Genomic DNA, 22267 nt, shown 5'->3' with positions numbered 1-22267 from the left:
AAGTCCCCTTGGCCCGGAAAAGCAGTTCGCGCTCATGCGCTCCACCGGATTCTGAAAAGGAGCTGGTGATCAAACTCTGGGCGGTGGGTAATCCCGGCAATCTGGCCATGATGTACATGACGGCCCTGCAGCTGCAGCAACGCCTTGGCATGGGCCGGATCTCCAATGTTAGTATCCCCCTGTTCGACATCCACCATCCTGACCTGAAGCCGGAAGGTCACGGGCTCCACAACCGTCTGACCACCAACAATCTCCAGAACGGCTACGTCCCGCTGCGGGGCCTTGCGCATGCAGCTGAGCAGAGCGCGCCCTCCTTCATCTCGTTGGAAGGCTACAGCCAGCATCTCGCCAACTTTCCGCCACGCTCGGATTTCGATTATGAACGGCTCTTTCCGCCCCTGGAAAGTGCTGAAGGCGGCAGTGACGATGAGCTCGTCATCAATATCCGCGGCAGTGAGATCCTGACCGGCCTGCATGCCGATTACGTGCTGCTGCCGCCGGAATTCTATCAATACCTCATCGAGCTCACCGGCAAGAAGCCTGTCTTCTACGGCCAGCTTGACCCGTCGCCCTATCTGCAGGAACTGAAGGAACGCTTCCCCCAGGCGACCTTCATCCCTTCACGCGGGGTCGCGCAGGATTTCGACTATCTGCGCAAATCCCGCCATATCGTGCCCAGCCTCAGCACGTTCTCCTGGCTGGCATGCTGGCTTTCAGAGGCCCGGACCATCCATTTTCCCATCGCCGGGGTGCTGAACCCGCAGCAGCACACGCTCAGCATGCTGCTGCCGCTCGATGACCCACGATATCGTTTTTATGAATTCCCGCTCTATTATTCCCTGCCGGTCGCGCAGTACCGCGACTACCTTGATCCCGTCCGTACAAACTGGGCGCCTGTCACGCCCTCAACGGTGAAAGCCCGTCTGCCTTCCTCGCCCCAGCATATCGACGATCAGATCCTCGCTTTCAGCCCCTGGGACTACCTGCACATGCACCCGGAAAAAGACGCGTTCTACCGGAGTTATGGCGATGTCGGGCTCTACAATGATTTCATGAATGACGACCTGCTCTGCGGCAGGGCAGGTTTCACCCTGGACCGCGCCTATTATGCCCGTTTGAATGTCGGGGCCGCACTGGCAGTCGCGCGCGGAGAATACTCTTCTCTGGAAGAGCATTACTACCGGGTCGGCCAGTACGGGGGCTTGAGCAAGCGCCCGTAGGCCGCCCATAGAATAAAAATAAAACGGTGCCGGCCCAGCCGTGCGGTTCAGACGCCCAGAAGGAGGCGGCGCGGGTCTTCCAGGTTTTCTTTCACCCGCACCAGAAAGCTCACGGCCTCACGCCCGTCCACCAGGCGGTGGTCATAGGACAGGGCGATATACATCATGGGCCGGATCACAACCTCCCCGTCCCGTGCGACCGGGCGGTCCTGAATCGCATGCATGCCCAGCACACCTGATTGCGGGGCATTGAGAATGGGTGTGGAAAGCAGGGAGCCGAAAATCCCCCCGTTGGTGATCGTGAAAGTGCCACCTGACAGCTCCTGCAGCTTCAGCGCGTTCATGCGGGCCCGCTTGCCGAAATCTGCGATCCTGCGCTCAATTTCGGCAAAGCTCATTTCATCGGCGTGCCTCAGCACGGGCACGACAAGTCCCCGCTCGGTCCCGACTGCAATCCCCAGATTGACGTGGTCGCGGTAGACGATCTCATCACCCTCGATCTGCGCGTTCACAGACGGAAATTCCGACAGTGCCTGTGTTACGGCCCGGGCAAAAAAGGACATGAAGCCCAGCCGCGTCCCCTCATGGCGTTTTTCAAACAGGTCCCGGTAGCGCGCGCGCATGTCCCGCACCGCACTCATATCGACTTCGTTGAAGGTGGTCAGGATCGCCGCCGTGTTCTGGGCGGATTTGAGATTGCGGGCAATGGTCTGGCGCAGCCGGCTCATGGGAACGCGCCGCACACCTTCCTCCTCAGGCGCTTGGCGCTGAGAAAGGGTCTGTTCAGCAACGCCCTGTTCGGCAGCGGGGCGGCTCTGAGGCGCAGCCGTAGGGGAGGCAGGGGAAGACGGGGGATTTTGAGGGGCAGATGGTTTTTCAGCTGCTGCTTCTGTTGGGGCTGTTGCTGCAGGTCTCTCAGTTTCCGGACGCTCTTCAGCAACAGGCGGCGCAGCCGTCTCGTCAATCACGCCCAAGGCCTGGCCGACTTCCACTTCCTGCCCTTCAGGCACATTTTGACGGATTTCACCTGAAACAGGCGCAGGCACCTCGAGGCTGACCTTGTCGGTCTCAAGCTCCAGAAGGGGTTCCCCTTCCTTCACATAGCTGCCGGGCTGTTTCAGCCACCGCGCCACTGTCGCGACCGTCAGGCTTTCGCCCAGTTCGGGCACCCGGATCTCCACGCTCATCCCTGCTTTCTCCAAGCCTTTTAGTTCTTCTGCCCCAAGGTCCGTCCTCGCGCCGGCTTCGTCCTTTTCCGCGGCACAATCGGTGAAGCGGATATCTGATCACCTGAGGAAGGCTCCCTGAAGGGAGACATGGGCAAGAGTGACGGTTTCAGCAATACGGATCAAGGCCCGCTTTCACCCCCGCTTTCATCATTGTGCCCCCCGCTTGACAGCCCGCCCGGCTTTGTCTAAGTGCTGAAACACCCCGTTTCCGCAAATCGGCTGGCTCTGACCAGAATAGCGCGGCGTAGAACATCTGCCTTCGCGGGCCCCCGCATTCCGGCCGGATGTGCCCGTCCCATCAATTCTGCGCTCTTGAAGGCCTGGCTGCCTTGGGAACGGCTCCCTTCCTCACTGGCTGGCACTTCTCTTCAGGTTTTCCTTCCCTCCGGAAACTGTCTGTCTCTCCATCCGAATCCGGGCTTTCCCGCATTCAACGAGGGGGATCTGCAGCTGCTTCCCCAACGGCAGGTCCACATGTCTCAATGACAGAGTCTCCGTGACGGTCCTCTTCGTCAGCTCTGCTACCGAGCGGGCTCACTGTTCGGACGAAGGCCATCTTTCCCCTTCTCGATCCTGCGACTGCCGGTGACCCTGCCGGCAGACAGGCTGCATCAAGGCGCGTAAACGTTCATGCATCTCGCCGAACTCAAAAAGAAATCACCGGCCGATCTCATGGCCTATGCTGAGGAACTCGAGATCGAGAACGCCTCGGCCCTGCGCAAGCAGGATCTCCTGTTCGCCATTCTCAAAACTCTTGCTGATAACGGCCAGGCCATCTACGGCGAGGGCACGCTGGAGATCCTGCCTGACGGCTTCGGCTATCTGCGCAGTTCGGAAGCCAATTACCTGCCGGGTCCGGATGATATCTACGTGTCCCCGGCCCAGGTCCGGCGCTTCGGTCTGCGCCCGGGCGATACGGTTGAAGGCGAGATCCGCTCCCCGCGCGACGGGGAACGCTACTTCGCCCTGCTCAAGGTCAACACGATCAATTTTGAAGCGCCGGATGCTGTACGCAGCCGCATCAATTTCGACAATCTCACCCCTCTCTATCCCGAGCGGCGGCTGAAGATGGAAGTCGACATGCAGGAAGAGCCGCCTGCAACTGCGCTGACCAAAGCGCGTGGCAAGAACGGCAAGAAGGACCAGCGCGACTATACGCCGCGCGTGATCGACCTGGTGGCCCCCATCGGCATGGGGCAGCGCGCTCTGATCGTCGCCCCGCCCCGCACCGGCAAGACGGTCATGCTGCAGAGCATCGCCTCCTCCATCAGCGCCAATCATCCCGATGTCTACCTCATCGTGCTGCTCATTGACGAACGCCCTGAAGAAGTGACCGATATGGCGCGCTCCGTGCGCGGGGAAGTCGTTTCCTCCACCTTTGATGAGCCGGCAACCCGCCACGTGCAGGTCACGGAAATGGTGCTTGAGAAAGCCAAGCGCCTGGTCGAGCACGGACGGGACGTGGTGATCCTGCTCGATTCCATCACCCGGCTGGCACGCGCCTACAACACTGTCGTTCCTTCGTCGGGCAAGGTGCTGACCGGTGGCGTGGATGCCAATGCCCTGCAGCGGCCCAAACGCTTTTTCGGCGCCGCGCGCAATGTGGAGGAAGGCGGCTCGCTGACCATCATCGCCACCGCGCTGATCGATACAGGCTCGCGCATGGACGAGGTGATTTTCGAGGAGTTCAAGGGCACCGGCAATTCCGAGCTGATCCTCGACCGCAAACTTGCCGACAAGCGGACTTTCCCTGCCATCGACATCACCAAGTCCGGCACCCGCAAGGAAGAGCTTCTGGTCGATCGCACCGAGCTTTCAAAAATGTGGGTGCTGCGTCGCATCCTGGCGCCGATGGGCACGATGGATGCCATGGATTTCCTGCTCGACAAGCTGCGTTACAGCAAAACAAACCAGGATTTCTTCGACGCCATGAACAACTGACCGGATAGCCGCAGTTCTGGCCCCGGCAGCGGGAAGACCCTTGCCTTTGCAAAGAGGGAGGGCCTTTTATGAAGCATGAGTGATGACATGCCCCCTGCCGGCTCCCCGCCGATCTCTGCCAAGGCTGATTCTGAAAGAAGCTCCGCAAGTCCTGACCCGCAGGCAGCTTTCGGGGAGATCCTGGCGCAGCTGAAAACGTCGGAATTCAGGGCGCGTTTCAGCCTTTCACGAGACCTGCAGGCTTACGCGCGCCGCAAAGGTCTGCTGGCGCTGCAGGAACATGCCGAACGCTTCATCTCCGAGCGTCTGGCGCCTGCCCAGCCTTTCAAGGACGGCAAGCAGACGCCCATGAAAGGCCATCCGGTCTTTCTGGCGCAGCATGCCTGTGCCTGCTGTTGCCGCAGCTGCCTCGAAAAATGGCATCACATCCCCAAGGGTCGCCCGCTCAGCGAGCCGGAAAAAGCTTTCATCATCGCGCTGCTACTGGCCTGGATCAGCCAGAAAACCCAAGGTTCCCTGCAACAGGAACCAAATCTGGAGGAAGCGCCCGTGACGCCACGCAGGAGAAAGGGCGCAGCTACGCGGAAGCCCGCTCAGCTCAGCCTGTTCTAGAGGCCTTTTTCCAGCTCCAGCAGACGCTGTTTGTCTTCCACGCCGTTGAAGCCGGAATACCCGCCCATCCCCTGCGCTGCCACCACACGGTGACAGGGAATGAGCAGCAGGACGGGATTGGCAGCTACTGCCTGCCCCACGGAACGCGCCGTGCCGCCGACTTCCTGCGCAATCTCGCCGTAACGCCGGGTCCGGCCATGGGGAATGCGGCGCAAAGCCTCCCAGACTTTTCTCTGGTAAGCCGTTCCGAAAGGCGGGCTGACGGGCAGGGTCGAAAAATCGACTTTCTCCCCGTCGAAATAGGCATTGAGCAGGTCACGGGCGCGCAGCAGCAGAGGGGTTGGGGTCTGGTCACGGCCCCAGCCGTCATCCACAGAGACAAGCGCGCCGTCTTCCTCACTGAGGGTAAGGTCACCAAGAGGCGTATGCAGGGATAGCTGAGCCATAAAGCTCATGCTGCAGCTTCCTCTCCAGGAGGTCAACGCCCCGACCGGCAGGGGGGTCTGCAGAGAAAGGTCCAAACATTGAGGACAATAGATTATAACGCTTCCATGAGCCCGACGGATCCTTCTGTTATTTTTGCCCTCGCCACTGCCCCGGGCGGCGCGATTTCAGTCATGCGCGCCAGCGGGCCGGGAAGTGCCGAGATACTGCAGGCGCTGGCGGGCACTTTGCCTGCGCCGCGGCGCGCCAGCCTGCGGCCCCTGAAACATGGCGGGGAAGTCCTCGACGAAGCGCTTGTTCTGTGGTTCCCGGGTCCGAATTCCTATACGGGCGAAGACAGTTTCGAGCTTCACCTGCATGGCAGCCCGGCCATCATTGAAGCCGTGGCGGAAGCGCTGCGGGCTCTTGGCGCCAGCCTTGCTGAAGCAGGGGCTTTCACGCGGCGTGCGGTCCAGGCAGGACGCATGGACCTCCTGCAGGCTGAGGCGATTGCAGACCTCGTCGAAGCCGAGACGCAGGCCCAGCGCCGACAGGCGCTCCGGCAGGCTGACGGCGCCCTGAGCGCCCTTTACGACAGCTGGGCGGGGCGGCTGAAACAGATTCTGGCCCAGCAGGAAGCGCTGATCGACTTTCCCGATGAGGAACTGCCCCCCGAAGTGGAAAACCAGCTCATGCAGAACATGCTGGGCCTGCAAGTGGAAATCGCTGAACATCTGCAGGACCGGCGGGGCGAGGCGACACGTGAAGGACTGCGCGTGGTCATCGCAGGCGCGCCGAATGCAGGCAAGTCCAGCCTGCTCAATGCCCTGAGCGGCACGGAAGCAGCCATTGTCACGGCACATGCCGGCACCACGCGTGATGCCATCAGCCTCGACTGGACTTTTGAAGGCATTCGTCTGCGCCTTACCGATACGGCCGGCCTGCGTGAGACTGAAAACGAGATCGAGGCGGAGGGCATCAGGCGCGCGCGCACTCATGTCAGCCAGGCCGATCTGGTCCTGCATCTGCTGGCACCGGGAGAGGAAGCCACCCCCTCCATCACGCCTGAGGCCCTGCGTGTGCGCACAAAAACCGATCTGGCGCCCCTGCCTGCTCCCAGTGTTTCCCTCACCGGTTCCCTTATAGGGATAAATACTGTCACACCTGATGGGCTGGCGCCTCTGCTGGCGGCCCTCAGAACACGGCTGCAGCCTCTCCTGGCGCAAAGGGAGGCCCCACCCCTTACCCGTGCGCGTCACCGGGCCGGGCTGGAGGAAACGCAGCACGCTCTCACCCGGGCCCTGCGGACAGACTGGCCCGAACTGCGCGGCGAGGAGCTGCGCCAGGCCATGCGGGCCTTGGGACGCCTGACCGGCAAGGTGGATGTGGAAGCGCTGCTCGACACCATTTTCAGCAGCTTCTGCATCGGCAAGTAAGCTTCCTGCCTGACACGTGCTGCTTGACCCCTGGTCCTAACGCGGGCCACATCAGCAGCTCACAGCCCAGGGCGCGCTTGAGCGCAATTGACGAAAAACAGAACAACAGGAACCAGCGCTTGACTGACGACGAATTCACCGCCCGTCATGACGGACCTGCAGAAATGACTCACGAAGAAAGTGAAGAAAATTATGACGTGATCGTGGTCGGCGGGGGCCATGCAGGGTGTGAAGCGGCAGCAGTGGCGGCTCGGTGCGGCGCACGCACCCTGCTGCTGACCCATGACCCGCGCACGATCGGCGCCATGTCCTGCAATCCGGCCATCGGCGGCATCGGCAAAGGCCATCTGGTCCGTGAGATCGATGCCTTTGACGGGCTTATGGGTCGCGCCGCTGATCGGGCAGGCATTCATTTCAAGCTGCTCAACCGCTCCAAGGGGCCGGCAGTGCAGGGGCCACGCGCGCAGACCGATCGCGTCCTTTACCGCCAGGCCATTCAGGAGCTGCTGGCCAGTACGCCCAATCTCACCATCCGCCAGGGCGCGGTCGCCGATCTGCTCATGAAAGACGGATGCATCCGCGGTGTGCAGTGCGAAAGCACGGATGCAGACAGTGAGACGACCCCGATCCATGCAGCTCAGGTCGTGCTGACAGCCGGCACCTTCCTGCGCGGCGTCATCCACACGGGTCATGAGCAACTTCCGGCCGGGCGCATTGGCGAGCGTCCTGCCACAAAGCTGGGCGAGCGGCTGGCCCAGCTGGGCCTGGCCATGGGCAGGCTCAAAACAGGCACGCCCCCCCGAATCGCACGTGACAGCATTGATTGGGAAGCCCTTCCGCCCGATCCCGGCGATACCGAGCCCGAACTGTTCAGCAGTCTTTCACAGGGCATCACAAATCCCCAGCTTTCCTGCCGCATCACCCATACAACAGCGCAGACGCACCGCATCATCCGCGACAATCTGCACCTGTCGGCCATGTATGGCGGTGAGATCCGCGGGCGCGGCCCCCGCTACTGTCCCTCCATCGAGGACAAGATCGTGCGCTTTGCCGACAAGGACAGCCACCAGATCTTTCTGGAGCCCGAAGGCTTGCCCGGCACCCTGGGTGGCGCGCTGGTCTATCCCAACGGCATCAGCACCTCCCTGCCTGCTGAGGTGCAGGAAGCGATGATCCGATCCCTACCCGGTCTTGAAAATGCCCGCATCACCACTCCCGGCTATGCGGTGGAATATGATTACGTCGACCCCCGGCAGCTGCGCCCCTCCCTGGAAGTCCGCACACTTCCCGGCCTGTTCCTGGCCGGTCAGGTCAACGGCACGACAGGATACGAGGAAGCGGCGGCCCAGGGCCTGCTGGCCGGTCTCAATGCCGCACGCGCCAGCCAGGACCAGGCTCCCGTGACCCTGGAACGCCATGAAGCCTATCTCGGAGTGATGATCGACGATCTGACCCTGCACGGCGTCAGCGAGCCTTACCGGATGTTCACCTCGCGCGCGGAATACCGCCTGTTGCTGCGCGCCGACAATGCCGATCTGCGCCTTACCCCCCGCGCCATTGAAGCGGGATGCGTCAGCGAAGAACGCAGGCTGGCCTTTGAGCGGCTGCAAACGCAGATCACCGAGGCCCTTACCCGGGCTGCGGAAATGCAGTTCACCCCCGCTGTGCTGGCACAGCACGGAATCGACGTCTCTCAGGACGGGCGCAGGCGCAGCCTCAGCGATGTGCTGGCAACCGGGGCTTCCAGGGAAAAAATCACAGCCCTTGCGCCCTGGTTCGCCACCCTGCCTGTACGGGTACAGCATCATCTGGCTACAGAGGCGCGCTATGGCGGGTATTTGCGCAGGCAGGAACGTGATATCCAGCAACTGGCGAATGAGGCAACGCTGAAACTGCCCGATACTCTCGATTACGCCCATGTCGGCGGGCTGAGCCGTGAAATGCAGGAACGCCTTTCACAGGCCCGCCCCCCTGATTTCGCTGCAGCCCAGCGCGTGCGTGGCATCACGCCGGCCGCGCTGGTGGCGCTTCTGGCCCATCTCCGGCAGCGACCGCCTGTTCAGGCGGAGAGCCTCCCGAAGCATCAGGCCCCAAAGCATCAGCCCATTGACAGGAAAGGCCAGCGGAAATGACTGAGGAGAGTGTGTTGAGCCACGAGTCCGGAACGCATGTTTCACGTGAAACGTTTCCCCTGCCTCCTGTTTCCGAACTCCCGGCTGAAACGTCTGCACAGCTGGAAGCCTTTGCCGGGCTGCTGGTGCAGTGGAACGAGCGCATCAATCTGGTCAGTCCGCGCGACGTGCCCAATCTCTGGCACCGCCATATCGAGGACAGCCTGCAGCTGGCTTCCCTCATCACACCAGGGGCCACAGTGACCGATCTGGGTTCAGGCGGGGGCTTTCCAGGGCTTATCATTGCGATTGCCTGCCGCAAGGACGGGCTTCGCACGCCGGTCACGCTGGTCGAATCCGACCAGCGCAAATGCGCCTTCCTGCGCGAGGCCGCGCGCATCTGCAAAGCGGACGTGACGGTTGTCCCCGAACGTATCGAACAGGCGGCAGGCCATCTGGCGCCCGCTGACTATGTCACCGCCCGTGCCCTGGCCCCTCTGGGCACATTGTTCGGCTGGGCTTCGCCTTTGCTCAAGCCGGAGGGAAAATGCCTTTTCCTGAAAGGGCGCAAGGCTGCAGACGAGTTGACCGCAGCCCGCCCTGACTGGCACATGTCCGAAAGGATCTTTCAGAGCCGGACTGATCCGGACGGCACCATTCTAGAAATCAGTGGCTTGAAGCATACGTGAGCAGCACCCGCATCATCGCGATCGCCAATCAGAAAGGCGGCGTGGGTAAAACCACCACCAGCCTTAACCTTGCTGCCGCCCTGGCGCTGCATCGGCGCGTGCTCCTGGTCGATCTCGATCCGCAGGGGAATGCTTCCACGGGATTGGGGATCGATTACGACCAGCGCGCACGCGGCAGTTACAGCGCCCTGATGGGCGAAGAGGAACCGACCTCGCTTCCCCAGCCCAGCAATGTGCCCCAGCTCGACATCATGCCTGCCAATGCCGATCTGGCAGGTGCAGAGCTGGAGATGATCGATGCCGATCGGCGTGAATATCGCCTGCATGACGCGCTTCAGATGATTGAGGGACTGTATGACGTCATCCTGATCGATTGCCCCCCGAGCCTCGGCTTGCTGACACTCAATGCACTGGTGGCTTCCCAAAGCGTTCTGGTGCCGCTGCAATGCGAGTTTTTCGCGCTTGAAGGCATCAGCCAGCTGGTCCGCACCATTGAACGCGTCAGGCGCGCCTTCAATGCCGATCTGCATCTCGAAGGCATCGTGCTGACCATGTATGACCGGCGCAACAACCTGTCGGCCCTCGTGGCTGAAGATGCGCGCAGCTTTTTCGGCGAGCAGGTGCTCGATACCCTGATTCCCCGCAATATCCGCATTTCGGAAGCGCAGAGTCATGGCAAGCCCGTGTTGGAATACGACCGCAATTCGAGCGGCGCGCGCGCTTATCAGGCCCTCGCTGAAGAACTTCTCAAGCGCCAGCACGGAAAAGGCGGCCTCTGATGAGACATAAACCGGACTCCCCTTCTGCCAATGCCCGAACTGACAAAACCAGAACTGACAAACCCCGCTCAGGGGCAACGCGACTAGGGCGCGGTCTTGCAGCCCTGCTTGGCGACCAGGCCCCCGATCTCGCCCGTGCCTCGCGGGTGAATTCCGCCCAGGGCATTGCCTCGCCCGTCTCCCAGATCAGCAGCTTGGGGGTGGACCAGCTCACGCCCAGCCCTTATCAGCCGCGCCAGAGCATGGAAGCTGAGCCCCTTGCAGAGCTGACAGCCTCCATCCGCGCCCGGGGCGTGCTGCAGCCCCTGCTTGTGCGTCCTGACCCTGACCGGCGCGGCGGGTACCAGATCATCGCAGGCGAGAGGCGCTGGCGCGCTGCCCAGATGGCAGGGCTGCACGAAGTACCGGTGCATATCCGCCAGCTCGATGATGTCGATGCCATGGCCGCCGCGCTGGTGGAGAACCTGCAGCGTTCGGACCTCAACCCGGTTGAAGAGGCGGAAGGCCTGCAACGCCTCCTGCAGCAATACAGCCTGACACAGGAGGAACTGGCCGGTGCTGTCGGCAAGTCGCGCTCGCATGTCACCAATATCCTGCGTCTGCTCAACCTGCCGGAAGCCGTGCGCGCCAACCTGCGCAACGGCCTGCTGAGTGCAGGCCACGCCCGCGCCTTGCTCAGCCACCCTGACGCGACTGCGGCCATGCAGACTGTCCTGCAGAAAGGGCTCAACGTCCGGCAGACTGAAGCCCTGGTGGCCGCCGCCCGCAAGCAGCAGGCCAGCTCCCGGAAACCGGCTCTGACCAAAAGCGACCAGAGGGAAATTCGGCGCCTGGAAGACGATCTTTCCCAGGAGCTGGGCCTGAAAACGCAGATTCGCTTCAACGGCAAAAGAGGCACGCTGAAAATCAGCTATTCCTCCCTCGATCAGTTCGAGAACCTGTTGAAGCGCCTGAAACAAGAAAGCTGAGGGCAGCAAATTCGCAAATTCGCTTTTCTCCCCTTGTCGCCGCTGGCTGTGGCTGATAAAAAGCGGCCATCAACCCGGTCATGGGCACATAGCTCAGTTGGTAGAGCAGCTGACTCTTAATCAGCGGGTCCAAGGTTCGAGCCCTTGTGTGCCCACCATGACCTGGTTGATCCATCCAGAAAAATGATTTGTCAGGTTTCAGAAGCGCCGGGACCCAAGCTGCCCTTCAGGCTGAAGCGGGCCTGGAAAGCTGGTCTGCGATGCTTTTCCAGGGCTTTCATGGCTTTTTCAGAAGCAGTCTTGGTAAACAGCAGATCAGTTCCAGGTATTTAAGAATAACACGCTGCTATATAGGTATTCATATTGGATATTCCAGCCTGTTCCATGCTAGCGTGGAGAGCTGTGTTGCCGGAATGGCTTTAGAACCGAGCACCTGGAGCGGCCGCGGAGGTAGGCTGCTGTAATGTCCGCTGCCTTTTCCGAAGGATTTCTTCAGAAAATCTCTTTTCACCTCCAACTGAGCTTTTCATATGCCCATGCCTTCTGCCGCCCGGACGCCGCTCCGCTCCGCTGGTGCTTTTCCGGACTCTGTACTGCCCAGCAAGCGCCTGCCCGGCCGAAAAGCACCAGTCATCGCTGTCGTCGGATGCGACGGAAGTGGAAAATCGACAGTCTGCGAGGAATTACTGAAGATCTTGCAGCCCATATATCCGACCAGACAGTGCCATCTGGGCAAGCAGGCCGGCAATCTCGGACGCGCGCTCTTCAAGCTTCCCGTGCTTGGAAATCATATCGCCGCGCGCTCTGCCCGTGAGACGAAGCGCAAGAAGGAAAAAGGCTTCAGCCCGCTCGGCGCCCTCGTCAACTTCCTGTTTGTCATACGGCGGACAGTCCGCTTCTGGCGCATGCGGGCCTATAATGCCGCGGGCTATGCCATCCTGGCAGACCGGTATCCACAGATCGCCTGCCCCGGTCCCATGGATGGCCCTTATTTCAGTCGCGCCCCCCAGACAGGATGGCTGACACCCTTTCTGACCGCGCTGGAAACCCGCGCTTTCGCCAGGATGGATGCCTTTCCGCCGGATCTGGTTATCCGGTTGAATGTGGATCCCGAAACAGCTTTTGCCCGCAAGCCCGATCATGATCCGGTCAAGCTCGCCGCGAAGATCCGCGATGTTCCCCGTCTGCGCTTCAGAAATGCGCCCATCATCGACCTCGATACGCGTGCACCTCTCAAGGAGGTGGTGGCAGCGGCAAGCCAGGCAGCCCTGGGCGTCATGAAGGTCTACGGGAAGGTGCCCCAGGAAAAGTCCCTCCCCACGCCGCGCGGGGCCGTTATCGCCCTGGTTGGTTGCGACGGCAGCGGCAAGTCCAGCCTGAGCCGGGAACTGGTGACGGAAATCGGCCAGAGCCGCCCGACGCGTTACGGTTATCTGGGACTCGGCTCAGGCGATCTCGGGCGGCGCATCGGCAGGTTGCCTTTCATCGGCCCTGTTCTGGAGCACAAGCTTGGCAAGCGCGCCAAAACGACCCGTACCCGCGGGGAGAAGATCCCCGACCTACCGACCGCTCTGGTCGTGTTCGCCTTCTCTCTGCTGCGCTATCGTCGTTTCCGGCAGATCCAGCGCGCAGCAGCACGGGGAGAAATGGTCATCACAGACCGGTACCCGCAGATGGAAATTCCAGCTCAATGCGATGGCCCTGGGCTGTCTGCTGCGACAAGCGACAATCCCCTCATCCAGCGACTGGCCGCCGTCGAACGCAGGCTTTACCAGCGCATGGCCGCCCGCCGCCCCGACCTTGTCGTGCATCTCGACATTGATCCTGAAACGGCTCAGCGCCGCAAACCCGATCATGATCTTGAAGCATTGCGTATCAAAACTTCGGTCATGTCCCGGCTGCGCTACAATGAAGCGCCACGTGTGGTCATCGACAGCCGCGCGCCTTACAAGGAAGTCAAGCGTCAGGTCAGTGAAGCCCTGCGCCAGCACGCTCTGACGGGCCCGCTCTGAGCTGAACCCACAGGCTTTCTTCAGGACTTCCCATCCACTGAGGCCTGCAGGAATTCCTTCAGACGGCTGACGATTTCCGCAGGCGGCGCGAAACGGTCCTGCCGGTAGTTCTGGGTGCCATGCAGGCTTTTCTCCACCAGCTCGTCATGCTTTTCCCCCATCATGCCATTAAGGGTAGCCAGGCATTCCGAGAGTTGATGAAGCGCGGGGTCTGGGCGCAGTGTACGCAACGTATCGTTAAAAGCCACACGGCGGCTGATGAACTTGCGCAAGGTATGAAATTCGTGCCCGGTCAGGTGCGCCTGGCTGTCCAGCACCGCCTGCAGCTTATGGTTTTCCCGCTGCTGGTAATCCTTCACATCTTCCGGCGTTGCCGGCTCAAAATCGAGCAAAGCCTGCATGAACAGTGCGAAAGGCCCGCTGCCGAGCATGAGCCATAATGTAAGGCCATAGCTAAGTGTACGCAGGCGATCGTGATGCTTGAAGGCATCCTGCATATTGCCCATCAGCACCGTCACGCCCTGCAACAGGAGGGGATAGTGATGCTTGCGGTCAAAATTGGCACAGGCGAAACGCATGTGCTTGCACCGGGCTCTGACATCCTTGAACGCCTGGCGTTCACGCGCGGTGGCCTGGCCTGTCAGGGCAATCCTGGCCACCAGCCGGCGGAAACGCCGGCGATCAAACCCACGCACCAGAAGCTGCCAGCTGAGCCGGTACCCTTCCTCGATTTCCCGAGAGGTGCAGACAGGCAGCGTCGTGGCTGGCAGAGGGGTCTCCGGATGGGGAACGTCATCAAGAAGAATATGCTGAAAAAGCGTATCAAGAGCTTCGCGCGGATAAGGCGGGTTGGCCAGGACCTGTTCCATGCGCCTGAGCCTATCCTTTTCACTGCTGACACCGCAGGACGCCAGAAGGGACTTCACTGACTGACGCATCAATGGTCGCCATAACTGAGCCAATTGCGGCTTCTCCTACCTGAAATCATCTTCACGTCCTCTAGAAATCTGAGACGCCGAAAACAATTAAATAAAAAAAGAGAGAAGCGGCCAGGGTTTAGTCGCGCTCCGGCTTTCCACCCCTTAAAGGCCCATCCGGCGCCTACCAACCAGGCCTCCTTCCCCGTGGGACTGATCTTTCTCCTTGGTCAGCCCCCAAGCTTGCGGCACATAAACCCTTAAACACTGTCCCACCGGGAAACCAAAACACAAAGGAGCCGCTCAGCCCCTGCCATGAGACTCTGTTCATGAGAATTCACTATCTCGTCTCGAGCCTGGACAGTGGTGGTGCTGAATTTGTCATCCCCGACCTGGTCCGCTTCTTTGAACGCCACGGCCACGAGGTGGACCTTACCGCCTGCGAGCCCAAGGACATGGGCACGGCACCGCGCCTGGCAGAAGCCAACATTCCCTGCCACCTGCTGGCCAATCCGCGCCGTTTTTTCATCCCGACTCTCCACGGATTGCTCAAGCACTTGCGCGCGCGCAGGCCGGATGTCATCTGGACCTCGCTCACCCGTGCGACCGCTCTGGGCCAGATCGCAGGCCGTCTGCTGAATATTCCCGTCGTCAGCTGGAAACACAGCGCTGCTGTGCGTCCCTCCATGCTGGCCATGAGCCGCATGTCACAGCTGTGGATCGGCGACTCCCCCATGCTGGGGAGCTATCTGCGCACGAAGATGCACCTGCCGGCTGACCGGGTCATGACCTGGCCCCTTCTGCGCTGTGACATGGAAAGCAGCGTGCCAGGCTACTGGCAGGGCCAGGGGGTGCTGCGCCTGGGCAGCGTCGGACGCCTGCATAAAGTGAAGAATTACGATCGCCTTCTTAAGGCCCTGGTCCAGTTTCGCGAACACCGCCCCGATCTGGCCGCACGCCTTCATCTGTCCCTGGCAGGCGACGGACCTGAACGTGACGCGCTGGAAGCACAGATCCGCACCCTGAAACTGGAGCAGAACGTCAGGCTCGTCGGTGCCCTGCGCCATGTCGGGCCCTTTCTGGAAAGCCTGCATCTCTACGTCCAGCCATCGCGCTATGAGGGGCTGTGCCTGGCAGCCCATGAAGCCATGGCTGCAGGGCTGCCGGTCATGGCCACGCCGGTCGGGGAGCTGCAGGCCAGCCTGCGCGACGGCCGGACAGGCTTCGTGCTCAAAGGGGATCTTGAAACAGCCATCTGCACGACGCTCGAACACCTCTTTACCCAGCCGCACCTGCTGGCAAGCTGCGGGCAGGCGGGGCAGGCGTTGGCACGAGGGAATTTCAGTCCTGCCGCCTTTGAAACCCATGGGCGCCAGGTGCTGACACGGGTGGAGGAAATCGCGCGGCAGGCCAGATGGAAGAGACCTGCCTGAAACATGTCTGCCTCCCGGTCTCCTTCCTGTCCCACAGCCTCGACCCCTCTGTCGCGTATCATGGGCAACGCGTCCTTCGTCGTGCTGGAGCAGGCGCTCAATGCCCTGTGCAGCTTCATCTACGTTCCCTGGTGCGTGCAGGCCCTGGGGCTGGGCGGCTTCGGGGAAATGCTGCTTCTGACCAGCTATCTTTCCCTCGTCTCCAGCATCACGCATCTGCAGTCCTGGAAAGCGCTTCTCCACTTCGCCACCGCCCCCCATGAACGCGGAAAAGCTGCAACTGTGCAGCGGCTCGCAGCTGTGGCCATGCAGACGGACTGGGCGAGCGGACTGGCAGGCGCGCTGCTCGGGGCCGCCGGCATAGGCCTGTGCGCGCCCCTGTTGGGATGGTCCCCCCATCTGGCCACCCTGGGCCTGCTCTGCACGCCAGTCGTGCTGATCATGAACACGGGCTGGGCCATTGGCATCATGCGTCTGTTCGACAGCTTCAGGACGACCACAAGCGTCGAGTTCGCCGGCACCTGCCTGCGTACCCTCGGCTGCTTCATCGGCTGGAAGACCCATCAAGGGCTAACGTTCTTCCTTCTGGTCTGGTGCGCTATGCAGGTCTTTCTTTTCCTGCTTTCCACCCTGAGTGGCCTGCATCTGCTGCGCCGCCGGCTGAACCGCCGCTTTTCTCCCGTCCTGCTCTGGCAGGGACCGTGGACTGAAAGAGGTCGGGCACCACACCCCGACTGGGCGACTTTCTGGAAATTCACGTTCAGCGTCAGTTCAGGCAATTTTCTGAGTGCGCTGACCAGGCAGCTTTCCACCCTGCTGATCGGCGCCTGGCTGGGTGCGGCAGAGGTTGCTGTGTTCCGGGTAGCCTCGCAGATCACCCGCGCCCTGGCAAAGCCTGCCAGCGTTCTCACTCCTGCACTCTATCCGGAGTTCGTCCAGCTGCGTGACAAGAATGACTGGCGGGGTTTCCGCAAAACGGTCCTGCTTCTCCTGCGCGGCATTCTTCTGGCAGCAGGGCTCATCCTCCTGCTGGCCCTCGCAGCCGGCGCGCCTCTGCTGGATTACATGCTGCACCACCATTTTGCAGGTGGCAGAAGGTTGATCACCCTGCTGGCGCTGAGTGTGCTGATCGATGTCGCGACAGTGCCGATGGAACCGGTTCTGCTGGTGATGAACCAGGCCGCTCATGTGTTTCATACTCGCCTGGCCGTCCTCTTCCTCTACGTGCCCCTGCTCTACCTGCTCGTGCGCCAGGACGGCATTGATGGTGCCGCCTGGGCTTCTGTCAGTGCGTCCATGCTTCTGCTGCTGTGCTTCTGGCAGCGCACAGCGAGGCTGCTTCGGAAGATGCATGCACGCATGCGGCAAATACCCCCTCTCCAGGCAGGAGACACGCTGCCATGAAGCCGGCGCTGAAGATCGCCTTTCTGCACTTTGCCGAACCCTACCACTGCTATCATGCCGCCCCGATGGCCAGCGCCATGGCCCGGCTGCCTGGCTGCGAAGTGGTGGAGTTCGTCAATTACAGCGCCTGCCTGCCCCACCTGGCTCACATCAGAAAGCGCTTGGGCACGCCCGCTCTGCCACAACACACTTTCCGTAAGTCCTGGTACTGCCGTGGGCTGGAAAAGGCGCATCTGCTCGACGCCCAGCGCCTGCAGCTCCTGCGTGAGAACGTGGCGCAGCTGCAGGAATTCGATGCCGTGGTGGCCACGGAATACACGGCAGCCCTGCTGAAGAAAGCGGGCCTGAGGGCAAAACTGGTCTATCTGTCCCACGGGGCGGGAGACCGGAAGGTCGGCGATGAAGCCCTGATACGCCATTTCGACCTTGCCCTGCTGCCCGGACCGAAAATGGCTGATTACCTGCATGGCCAGGGATGGCTGTCACGAAAGCAGATACGCACAGTCGGCGCGCCAAAGCTCGACCTCCTGCCCGCAATTCCCGGCAAGGGAGCGCCTTTCGGCACCCAGCCCTACGTGCTTTACAACCCCCATTACAAAAATTCCCTGAACGGCTGGAAGCACCTGCTGCCGCAGGTGGTGGAGGCTTTCCGGTCCCGGCAGGGAACGGGCAGCGATGCAGGCCTCGGACTGATGGTCGCTCCGCATGTCAAGCTGTTTCATGAAGGCTGGGGGGCAACAGCTCGCTGGCTGCAGAGTTTTGCCGGTGGCAATATCAGGGTGGATACCGGCTCCATGGCCATGCAGGACCTGAGCTATACATCCACCGCCAGTCTCTACCTGGGAGACATCAGCAGCCAGGTCTATGAATTTCTCATTCGGCCCCGGCCCTGCGTGTTTCTCAATCCACTTCGGCTGGATTGGCGCGGCAATCCCTATTTTCGCCACTGGGCTCTCGGCGATGTGGTAGAGGATCCTGCGGATCTGATGGAAGCGATCAGAGCGGCACCGGAGCGGCACGCCCTGTATCTGCAGGCGCAACAGGCCCTGCTGCACGAGACCTACACCCTTCCTTCTGAAAACATGACAGCTCCAGGAGCTGGGGAACAGACAGCGGGACTGTGCAATGCACATGCCTTGCGGGACTGGCTTCTGGAACAGGGCTGAGCGGTTGTGGCGGGCCCAGGCATGACCAGAACGGTCAGGCGTCTTTGGCTGTACCGCGGCTTCCGACCCTTTCCCTTACGGGGTGGAGACAGCCCTTTTCACCTCGCCCCTTTCCGGGGCTCTTTTCTGCTTGCGGCGTTCATGGGGCGGGATGATGCGGTCGCGGTGCCAGAAAACATAAAGGCTGAGGCTCACCACCATCAGGGCCAGAATGCCGCGTCCGACCGTATAGGCCAATCCGACGCCGTTCAGCCCCCAGAAATGGCCCAGAAGAATTACCAGCAGCAGGTAAATCAGGGCTGAACTGCCCTCAATGACCATGAGAGATGCCGCGCGGCCGGAAGTGAAAAGAATGCTGTCGAGTGGCAGCGGAAAGAGGAAGAACAGCACTGAAGGCGCCATCCATTTCAGCACTGTCGCACTCTGCCCGTAACGATGGCCAAGCAGGCTGATCAGCGGTTGGCCGCCGACATAAACAAGCAGCATGCCCCCTACCCCGACCAGGGCCGAAATCCCGCAGAAGCGCGCCAGGATGGCCCATGGCCGTTGCGTGCGCGGATCAAGCCGCACGATCTCGGGATAGTAGTTCTTCTCCAGCATGCGCGCAGGGCTGCGCACGGCCGAAAGGAGCTTGAGGGCCAGACCATACACGCCGGCGGCCGCATTGCCGAGCACACTGCCGACCATCAGGTTGCTGACCGGCTGCCAGGCTGAGTAGATCAGCACGTTGATGCTCGACATCCAGGTGAAGCTCCAGGTGCCGGCCGGCATGCGGCGCCCGGCACCCAGAAGGGAAGGGCGCAGGGCGGCACTCAGCCCAACTTCCTTCAAGGCACGCCAGGTGCAGACCCACATCCAGATCTGCGAAACCAGCCGGGCGACATACCAGGCGATGACGAAAGAGGCGAGATTGCCCTTGAGCACCATGGCAATCGCACAGAGCACGGCCTGCAGAACCGGACCGACCATCTTCTGGCGTGCCAGCATGCCCACCCTGTCGAGCAATCTGAGCACCCCCAGCGAAGTGGAACTCGCCATCCCGGGAATGAGGGTGCAGTAAAGCAGTGCCAGGTGCCGATGCTCCGCTCGCACCCCCAGCTTGTGACCGAACAGGAGCAGAGCTGCCATGGCGACTGCCATGCTTACAAGGCCTGCCGTGAGATCGAGGCCGAAGGCGAAACGGATCGTGTTGACCACCCGCCCCCGCTGACCGTCCTTCCAGGGGACCGCGCCATAATGCAACACCACCTGCCAGCTCTGGAAACTCCCGAAAGCCGTAACGCTGAGCGCATAAGAAGAAATGAGGGTCAGGACCCCGAAGGCCCCTGCGCTCAGCCCATGGGTGGTGCAGACCAGGGCGATGAGGCTGAACAGACCCCCCAGAATCTTGCTTGATCCAAGCTTGGCCGTATTGGCAAAGACCTTGCGGAAAAGATCATCGCCGAACAGTCTTTTCCCGACCCCACCCATCACCCTGCGGTCCCGCTGCCCTTCTTGCGGGATCTGCGGTCCTGAGGTGCCTCGGCAACGCTGAAGGGCGGGGCAAAATCCGGACCGAAATCCGGCAGGACATTCACGCAGACCACACGCCATTCCCCCTCAAGGCGTTCGATAATCGTCACCGAGAGATTCTGGATCGTAAAACGCAGGGCATTTTCCGGACGAATGGCCAGCGCAAAAGCCAGCGCCATGCGGATGGCCCCGCCATGGCTGAACACGACGATATCCTGGCCTTCATGGGTATCGGCCAGACGGGTCAGGGCCGCGCCGACACGTTCGCAGACCTCGACCATGCTTTCCCCACCCGGAGGTTTTTCCGTAGCACACAGGGACCAGAAAGGATGCGCCTCCTGCTGGCGGTAGGCATGGAAATCTCGGTGCGGCACGCCGTTCCATGATCCCAGCGACTGCTCAATAAAAGCAGGCTCCACCTGCAGGGAGTGAGTGAAATGCCCCGCTTTCTGTACGGCACGCCCCGTTTCGCGGGCCCGCTGCAACGGGGAGGTCAGCCAGAGCGTGTCGCGCGGCAGCATCTCCGCCAGTGAAGCAAGGGCCGTGCTATGGGTTTGCAGAGTGGGGGCGCAAAGCGGCACATCAAGCGTGCCGTACAGGGTCTGGCGCGCGCCTTCCTCCACCACGCCATGACGCACAAGCCAGAAACGCGTTACCCCCGCTTCAAGACCCGGACCATCCAGAAAATGGTCCTGACTGATGTCGGGGGTAATTCCGGGCGTGTCTGAATCAACGGGCATCTGGCGCAACAGACCTCATCATGGCAGGACCTCCCGAAGAAAACGGCTGGACAGCTGGAGCAGGCCAGCAGACAGGGGGGTGTTTCTGAAAACCGCGCCAGCGTCCGGGAAGGCATTGTCCGCAATGGCGATAGCGGGGAAAGCCTTCAGGCTCAAGGGGGCAGGGAAACTTTAACGTTTCCATGTGCAGCCCAGGCAGGCCAGAGCGGTAGGGCGAGGCAGGGCAATCCCGTTTTTTACAGACCCGTTTCATACAGATTTCGTGCTGAGATGAAGACAGCAATGAATGGCAGGCCGGTCACTTATGTTGTCACTTATGTTATAGCTCTAATGACGCTGGATGGATCGGACGTTAGGCAGGCTGTCGCATTAAATTTGAATAATGATGTGCAAAACCGGCACGAAGAAAAAGAAGCTGCAGGAAGCAAGGAATAGACATGAAAATCTTTTATCTGATGAGCAGCTTTGAAGGCGGTGGTGCCTCAGCCACCCTGCCGGATCTTCTGGCGCTGATCAGGGAGCGTGGTCATGACGTGGAAGTGGTGGCCTGCGAGGCACGCGACATGAAGATCGCAGTCCTGGTTGAAAAAGCGGGCGTGCCATGGTCAGTGCTGAAAGGAGGCACACGCGGCAAGCCCTACAAGATTTTCCGCCTGGTCGCCCATCTGTTGCGCAGACGCCCCGACCTGATCTGGACTTCCCACAGCAAGGCCTCTTTCGTGGGCCAGGTCGCAGGGAAAATCCTCGGCATTCCGGTGGTGAGCTGGAAAAACCAGGCGGCCTCGCGCCCTTACAGCCACCGGACCCGCAAGGTCGCCAAGCTCTGGCTGGCCGACTCTGATGCCGTATCAGCAGCCCTCCAACGTGATCTGCAGGTGCCGCAGGAACGTATCATGGTCTGGCCCCTGTTTGAATGCGCAGGCCATCCGCTCGCCGGCAACATGCCTGGTGGTCATACACCCGGAAAACGGAGAAAGGGCGAGCCTCTGCGCGTAGGCACGCTGGGGCGCCTGCACCCCCTCAAGCAATATGACCTGCTCCTTCACGCCCTTGCCGCACTCAGGCAGGCGCGACCGGGCCTGGCAGAACAGCTGCACGTGCATATCGGCGGGGACGGCCCGCAGGAAGAGGAGCTGAAAGCCCTGGCACGCTCGCTGGGGGTCGAAGATCTGGTCACGTTCGAAGGCTTCGTGACAGACACCAACGCCTTTCTCGACACGCTTGATGTCTACATCCAGCCTTCCCTGAAGGAAGGGCTCTGCCTGGGCGTGCATGAAGCCCTGAGCCGGGGCGTGCCTGCCATTGCCACGCCGGCAGGCAACATGGGCGCCATCGTGAAAACAGGGGAAACAGGTATCCTGCTTGAAAGCACAGAAGGGCAGGCCTGCATCGACGGTTGCTGCAAGGCCCTGGCCTTCTTTCTCGACCATCCCGAGCAATGCGCGCCACTGGGCCAGGAAGGGCGCCGCCGGGTTCTGGCCCAGTATGGGCCTGGCAGCTTCCGCCGCAACGGCAAGAAAGTCATGGAGCACATTGAAGGTCTGGTGAGGCGAAAAGCACGCCCTTCTGTCAGGCCGTCTGACAGCTCCCCGGACGCCTCCGCTCATTCCTGAAAAGGCCTTTTCAGCAGCACGCGACGGAGCGTGGTAATTTCTGTAATGCCGGAGATTAAAAT

General features: G+C 61.2%; 18 protein-coding genes and 1 tRNA gene. 14 read left to right on the top strand and 5 right to left on the bottom strand.

Features of this window, described 5'->3' with window-relative positions; genetic code table 11:
* Positions 1-65 precede the first annotated feature (65 nt).
* A complete protein-coding gene (locus tag E3E11_RS04055; protein ID WP_231119001.1) occupies positions 66-1220 on the top strand; it encodes a hypothetical protein in 1155 nt (384 codons plus the stop codon).
* A 47-nt stretch (positions 1221-1267) separates the two neighbouring features.
* On the opposite strand, the gene sucB is transcribed toward E3E11_RS04055, so the two are convergent.
* A complete protein-coding gene (gene sucB, locus E3E11_RS04050) occupies positions 1268-2407 on the bottom strand; it encodes a dihydrolipoyllysine-residue succinyltransferase (RefSeq protein ID WP_141451287.1) in 1140 nt (379 codons plus the stop codon).
* A 672-nt stretch (positions 2408-3079) separates the two neighbouring features.
* Here sucB and rho point away from each other — a divergent pair.
* A complete protein-coding gene (rho, locus tag E3E11_RS04045) occupies positions 3080-4390 on the top strand; it encodes a transcription termination factor Rho (protein ID WP_141451286.1) in 1311 nt (436 codons plus the stop codon).
* A 75-nt stretch (positions 4391-4465) separates the two neighbouring features.
* Positions 4466-5002 (top strand): DUF4186 domain-containing protein, encoded by a 537-nt coding sequence (locus tag E3E11_RS04040; protein WP_231119000.1) that lies wholly within the window; start codon positions 4466-4468, stop codon positions 5000-5002.
* Here the strand turns inward: E3E11_RS04040 and E3E11_RS04035 are convergent.
* On the bottom strand, positions 4999-5448 hold the full coding sequence (locus E3E11_RS04035) for a methylated-DNA--[protein]-cysteine S-methyltransferase (RefSeq protein ID WP_141452121.1): 450 nt from the start codon (positions 5446-5448) through the stop codon (positions 4999-5001). The two genes, E3E11_RS04040 and E3E11_RS04035, sit on opposite strands and share 4 nt — an antisense overlap.
* 105 nt (positions 5449-5553) lie before the next feature.
* Between E3E11_RS04035 and mnmE the strand changes: the two genes are divergently transcribed.
* The 7 genes from mnmE (at position 5554) to E3E11_RS08505 (ending at position 13420) form a co-directional block, all read left to right on the top strand.
* On the top strand, positions 5554-6861 hold the full coding sequence (gene mnmE / locus E3E11_RS04030) for a tRNA uridine-5-carboxymethylaminomethyl(34) synthesis GTPase MnmE (protein WP_141451285.1): 1308 nt from the start codon (positions 5554-5556) through the stop codon (positions 6859-6861).
* Between the two features lie 164 nt (positions 6862-7025).
* Positions 7026-8993, top strand: a complete 1968-nt coding sequence (gene mnmG / locus E3E11_RS04025) for a tRNA uridine-5-carboxymethylaminomethyl(34) synthesis enzyme MnmG (protein WP_141452120.1) — start codon at positions 7026-7028, stop codon at positions 8991-8993.
* Positions 8994-9052: 59 nt separating this feature from the next.
* Positions 9053-9661, top strand: coding sequence for a 16S rRNA (guanine(527)-N(7))-methyltransferase RsmG (rsmG, locus tag E3E11_RS04020; protein WP_231119019.1), 609 nt, complete (start codon positions 9053-9055; stop codon positions 9659-9661).
* Entirely contained in the window at positions 9658-10440 is a 783-nt protein-coding gene (locus E3E11_RS04015; protein ID WP_141451283.1) for a ParA family protein, read from the top strand. Before rsmG ends, E3E11_RS04015 begins: the two co-directional genes overlap by 4 nt.
* Positions 10440-11408, top strand: a complete 969-nt coding sequence (locus E3E11_RS04010; protein ID WP_141451282.1) for a ParB/RepB/Spo0J family partition protein — start codon at positions 10440-10442, stop codon at positions 11406-11408. Before E3E11_RS04015 ends, E3E11_RS04010 begins: the two co-directional genes overlap by 1 nt.
* An 82-nt stretch (positions 11409-11490) precedes the next feature.
* Positions 11491-11566, top strand: a tRNA-Lys gene (locus E3E11_RS04005).
* 537 nt (positions 11567-12103) lie between these two features.
* Positions 12104-13420, top strand: coding sequence for a nucleoside/nucleotide kinase family protein (locus tag E3E11_RS08505; protein ID WP_196778313.1), 1317 nt, complete (start codon positions 12104-12106; stop codon positions 13418-13420).
* Between the two features lie 20 nt (positions 13421-13440).
* Here E3E11_RS08505 and E3E11_RS03990 read toward each other — a convergent pair whose 3' ends face one another.
* Complete coding sequence (locus E3E11_RS03990; RefSeq protein ID WP_141451281.1) at positions 13441-14289, bottom strand: hypothetical protein; 849 nt, start codon at positions 14287-14289, stop codon at positions 13441-13443.
* Positions 14290-14666: 377 nt separating this feature from the next.
* Between E3E11_RS03990 and E3E11_RS03985 the strand changes: the two genes are divergently transcribed.
* Genes E3E11_RS03985 through E3E11_RS03975 form a run of 3 tightly spaced genes read left to right on the top strand, consistent with a single transcriptional unit; the run spans position 14667 to position 18340 of the window.
* Complete coding sequence (locus E3E11_RS03985; protein WP_141451280.1) at positions 14667-15770, top strand: glycosyltransferase; 1104 nt, start codon at positions 14667-14669, stop codon at positions 15768-15770.
* Positions 15771-15773: 3 nt separating this feature from the next.
* Positions 15774-17174, top strand: a complete 1401-nt coding sequence (locus tag E3E11_RS03980) for a lipopolysaccharide biosynthesis protein (RefSeq protein WP_141451279.1) — start codon at positions 15774-15776, stop codon at positions 17172-17174.
* On the top strand, positions 17171-18340 hold the full coding sequence (locus E3E11_RS03975; protein WP_141451278.1) for a hypothetical protein: 1170 nt from the start codon (positions 17171-17173) through the stop codon (positions 18338-18340). The genes E3E11_RS03980 and E3E11_RS03975 overlap by 4 nt, the downstream gene beginning before the upstream one ends.
* A 75-nt stretch (positions 18341-18415) precedes the next feature.
* Here E3E11_RS03975 and E3E11_RS03970 read toward each other — a convergent pair whose 3' ends face one another.
* Together E3E11_RS03970 and E3E11_RS03965 are read right to left on the bottom strand one after the other, a co-directional pair.
* A complete protein-coding gene (locus E3E11_RS03970) occupies positions 18416-19810 on the bottom strand; it encodes a lipopolysaccharide biosynthesis protein (RefSeq protein WP_141451277.1) in 1395 nt (464 codons plus the stop codon).
* Positions 19810-20592 carry a histidine phosphatase family protein gene (locus E3E11_RS03965; RefSeq protein WP_141451276.1) on the bottom strand — a complete coding sequence of 261 codons (783 nt, stop codon included), beginning with the start codon at positions 20590-20592 and terminating at the stop codon, positions 19810-19812. The genes E3E11_RS03970 and E3E11_RS03965 overlap by 1 nt, the downstream gene beginning before the upstream one ends.
* Before the next feature lie 437 nt (positions 20593-21029).
* Between E3E11_RS03965 and E3E11_RS03960 the strand changes: the two genes are divergently transcribed.
* Positions 21030-22205: a glycosyltransferase family 4 protein gene (locus tag E3E11_RS03960; protein ID WP_141451275.1), complete on the top strand. Its 1176-nt coding sequence runs from the start codon at positions 21030-21032 to the stop codon at positions 22203-22205.
* The last annotated feature ends 62 nt before the right edge of the window (positions 22206-22267 follow it).

The sequence above is a fragment of the Oecophyllibacter saccharovorans genome, from assembly GCF_006542375.1.
GTDB classification, from domain to species: Bacteria; Pseudomonadota; Alphaproteobacteria; order Acetobacterales; family Acetobacteraceae; genus Oecophyllibacter; species Oecophyllibacter saccharovorans.
The sequence above is the reverse complement of the archived record's forward strand: the minus strand, read 5'-3'. Positions and strand labels throughout refer to the sequence as shown.

Excerpts from the sequence above, each read along its gene's own strand:
- sucB (WP_141451287.1), bottom strand. The coding sequence starts at position 2,407 with ATGAGCGTGGAGATCCGGGTGCCCGAACTGGGCGAAAGCCTGACGGTC.
- rho (WP_141451286.1), top strand. The coding sequence starts at position 3,080 with ATGCATCTCGCCGAACTCAAAAAGAAATCACCGGCCGATCTCATGGCC.
- E3E11_RS04040 (WP_231119000.1), top strand. The coding sequence starts at position 4,466 with ATGAGTGATGACATGCCCCCTGCCGGCTCCCCGCCGATCTCTGCCAAG.
- E3E11_RS04035 (WP_141452121.1), bottom strand. The coding sequence starts at position 5,448 with ATGGCTCAGCTATCCCTGCATACGCCTCTTGGTGACCTTACCCTCAGT.
- mnmE (WP_141451285.1), top strand. The coding sequence starts at position 5,554 with ATGAGCCCGACGGATCCTTCTGTTATTTTTGCCCTCGCCACTGCCCCG.
- mnmG (WP_141452120.1), top strand. The coding sequence starts at position 7,026 with ATGACTCACGAAGAAAGTGAAGAAAATTATGACGTGATCGTGGTCGGC.
- E3E11_RS04010 (WP_141451282.1), top strand. The coding sequence starts at position 10,440 with ATGAGACATAAACCGGACTCCCCTTCTGCCAATGCCCGAACTGACAAA.
- E3E11_RS03990 (WP_141451281.1), bottom strand. The coding sequence starts at position 14,289 with ATGGAACAGGTCCTGGCCAACCCGCCTTATCCGCGCGAAGCTCTTGAT.
- E3E11_RS03985 (WP_141451280.1), top strand. The coding sequence starts at position 14,667 with ATGAGAATTCACTATCTCGTCTCGAGCCTGGACAGTGGTGGTGCTGAA.
- E3E11_RS03980 (WP_141451279.1), top strand. The coding sequence starts at position 15,774 with ATGTCTGCCTCCCGGTCTCCTTCCTGTCCCACAGCCTCGACCCCTCTG.
- E3E11_RS03975 (WP_141451278.1), top strand. The coding sequence starts at position 17,171 with ATGAAGCCGGCGCTGAAGATCGCCTTTCTGCACTTTGCCGAACCCTAC.
- E3E11_RS03970 (WP_141451277.1), bottom strand. The coding sequence starts at position 19,810 with ATGGGTGGGGTCGGGAAAAGACTGTTCGGCGATGATCTTTTCCGCAAG.
- E3E11_RS03965 (WP_141451276.1), bottom strand. The coding sequence starts at position 20,592 with ATGCCCGTTGATTCAGACACGCCCGGAATTACCCCCGACATCAGTCAG.
- E3E11_RS03960 (WP_141451275.1), top strand. The coding sequence starts at position 21,030 with ATGAAAATCTTTTATCTGATGAGCAGCTTTGAAGGCGGTGGTGCCTCA.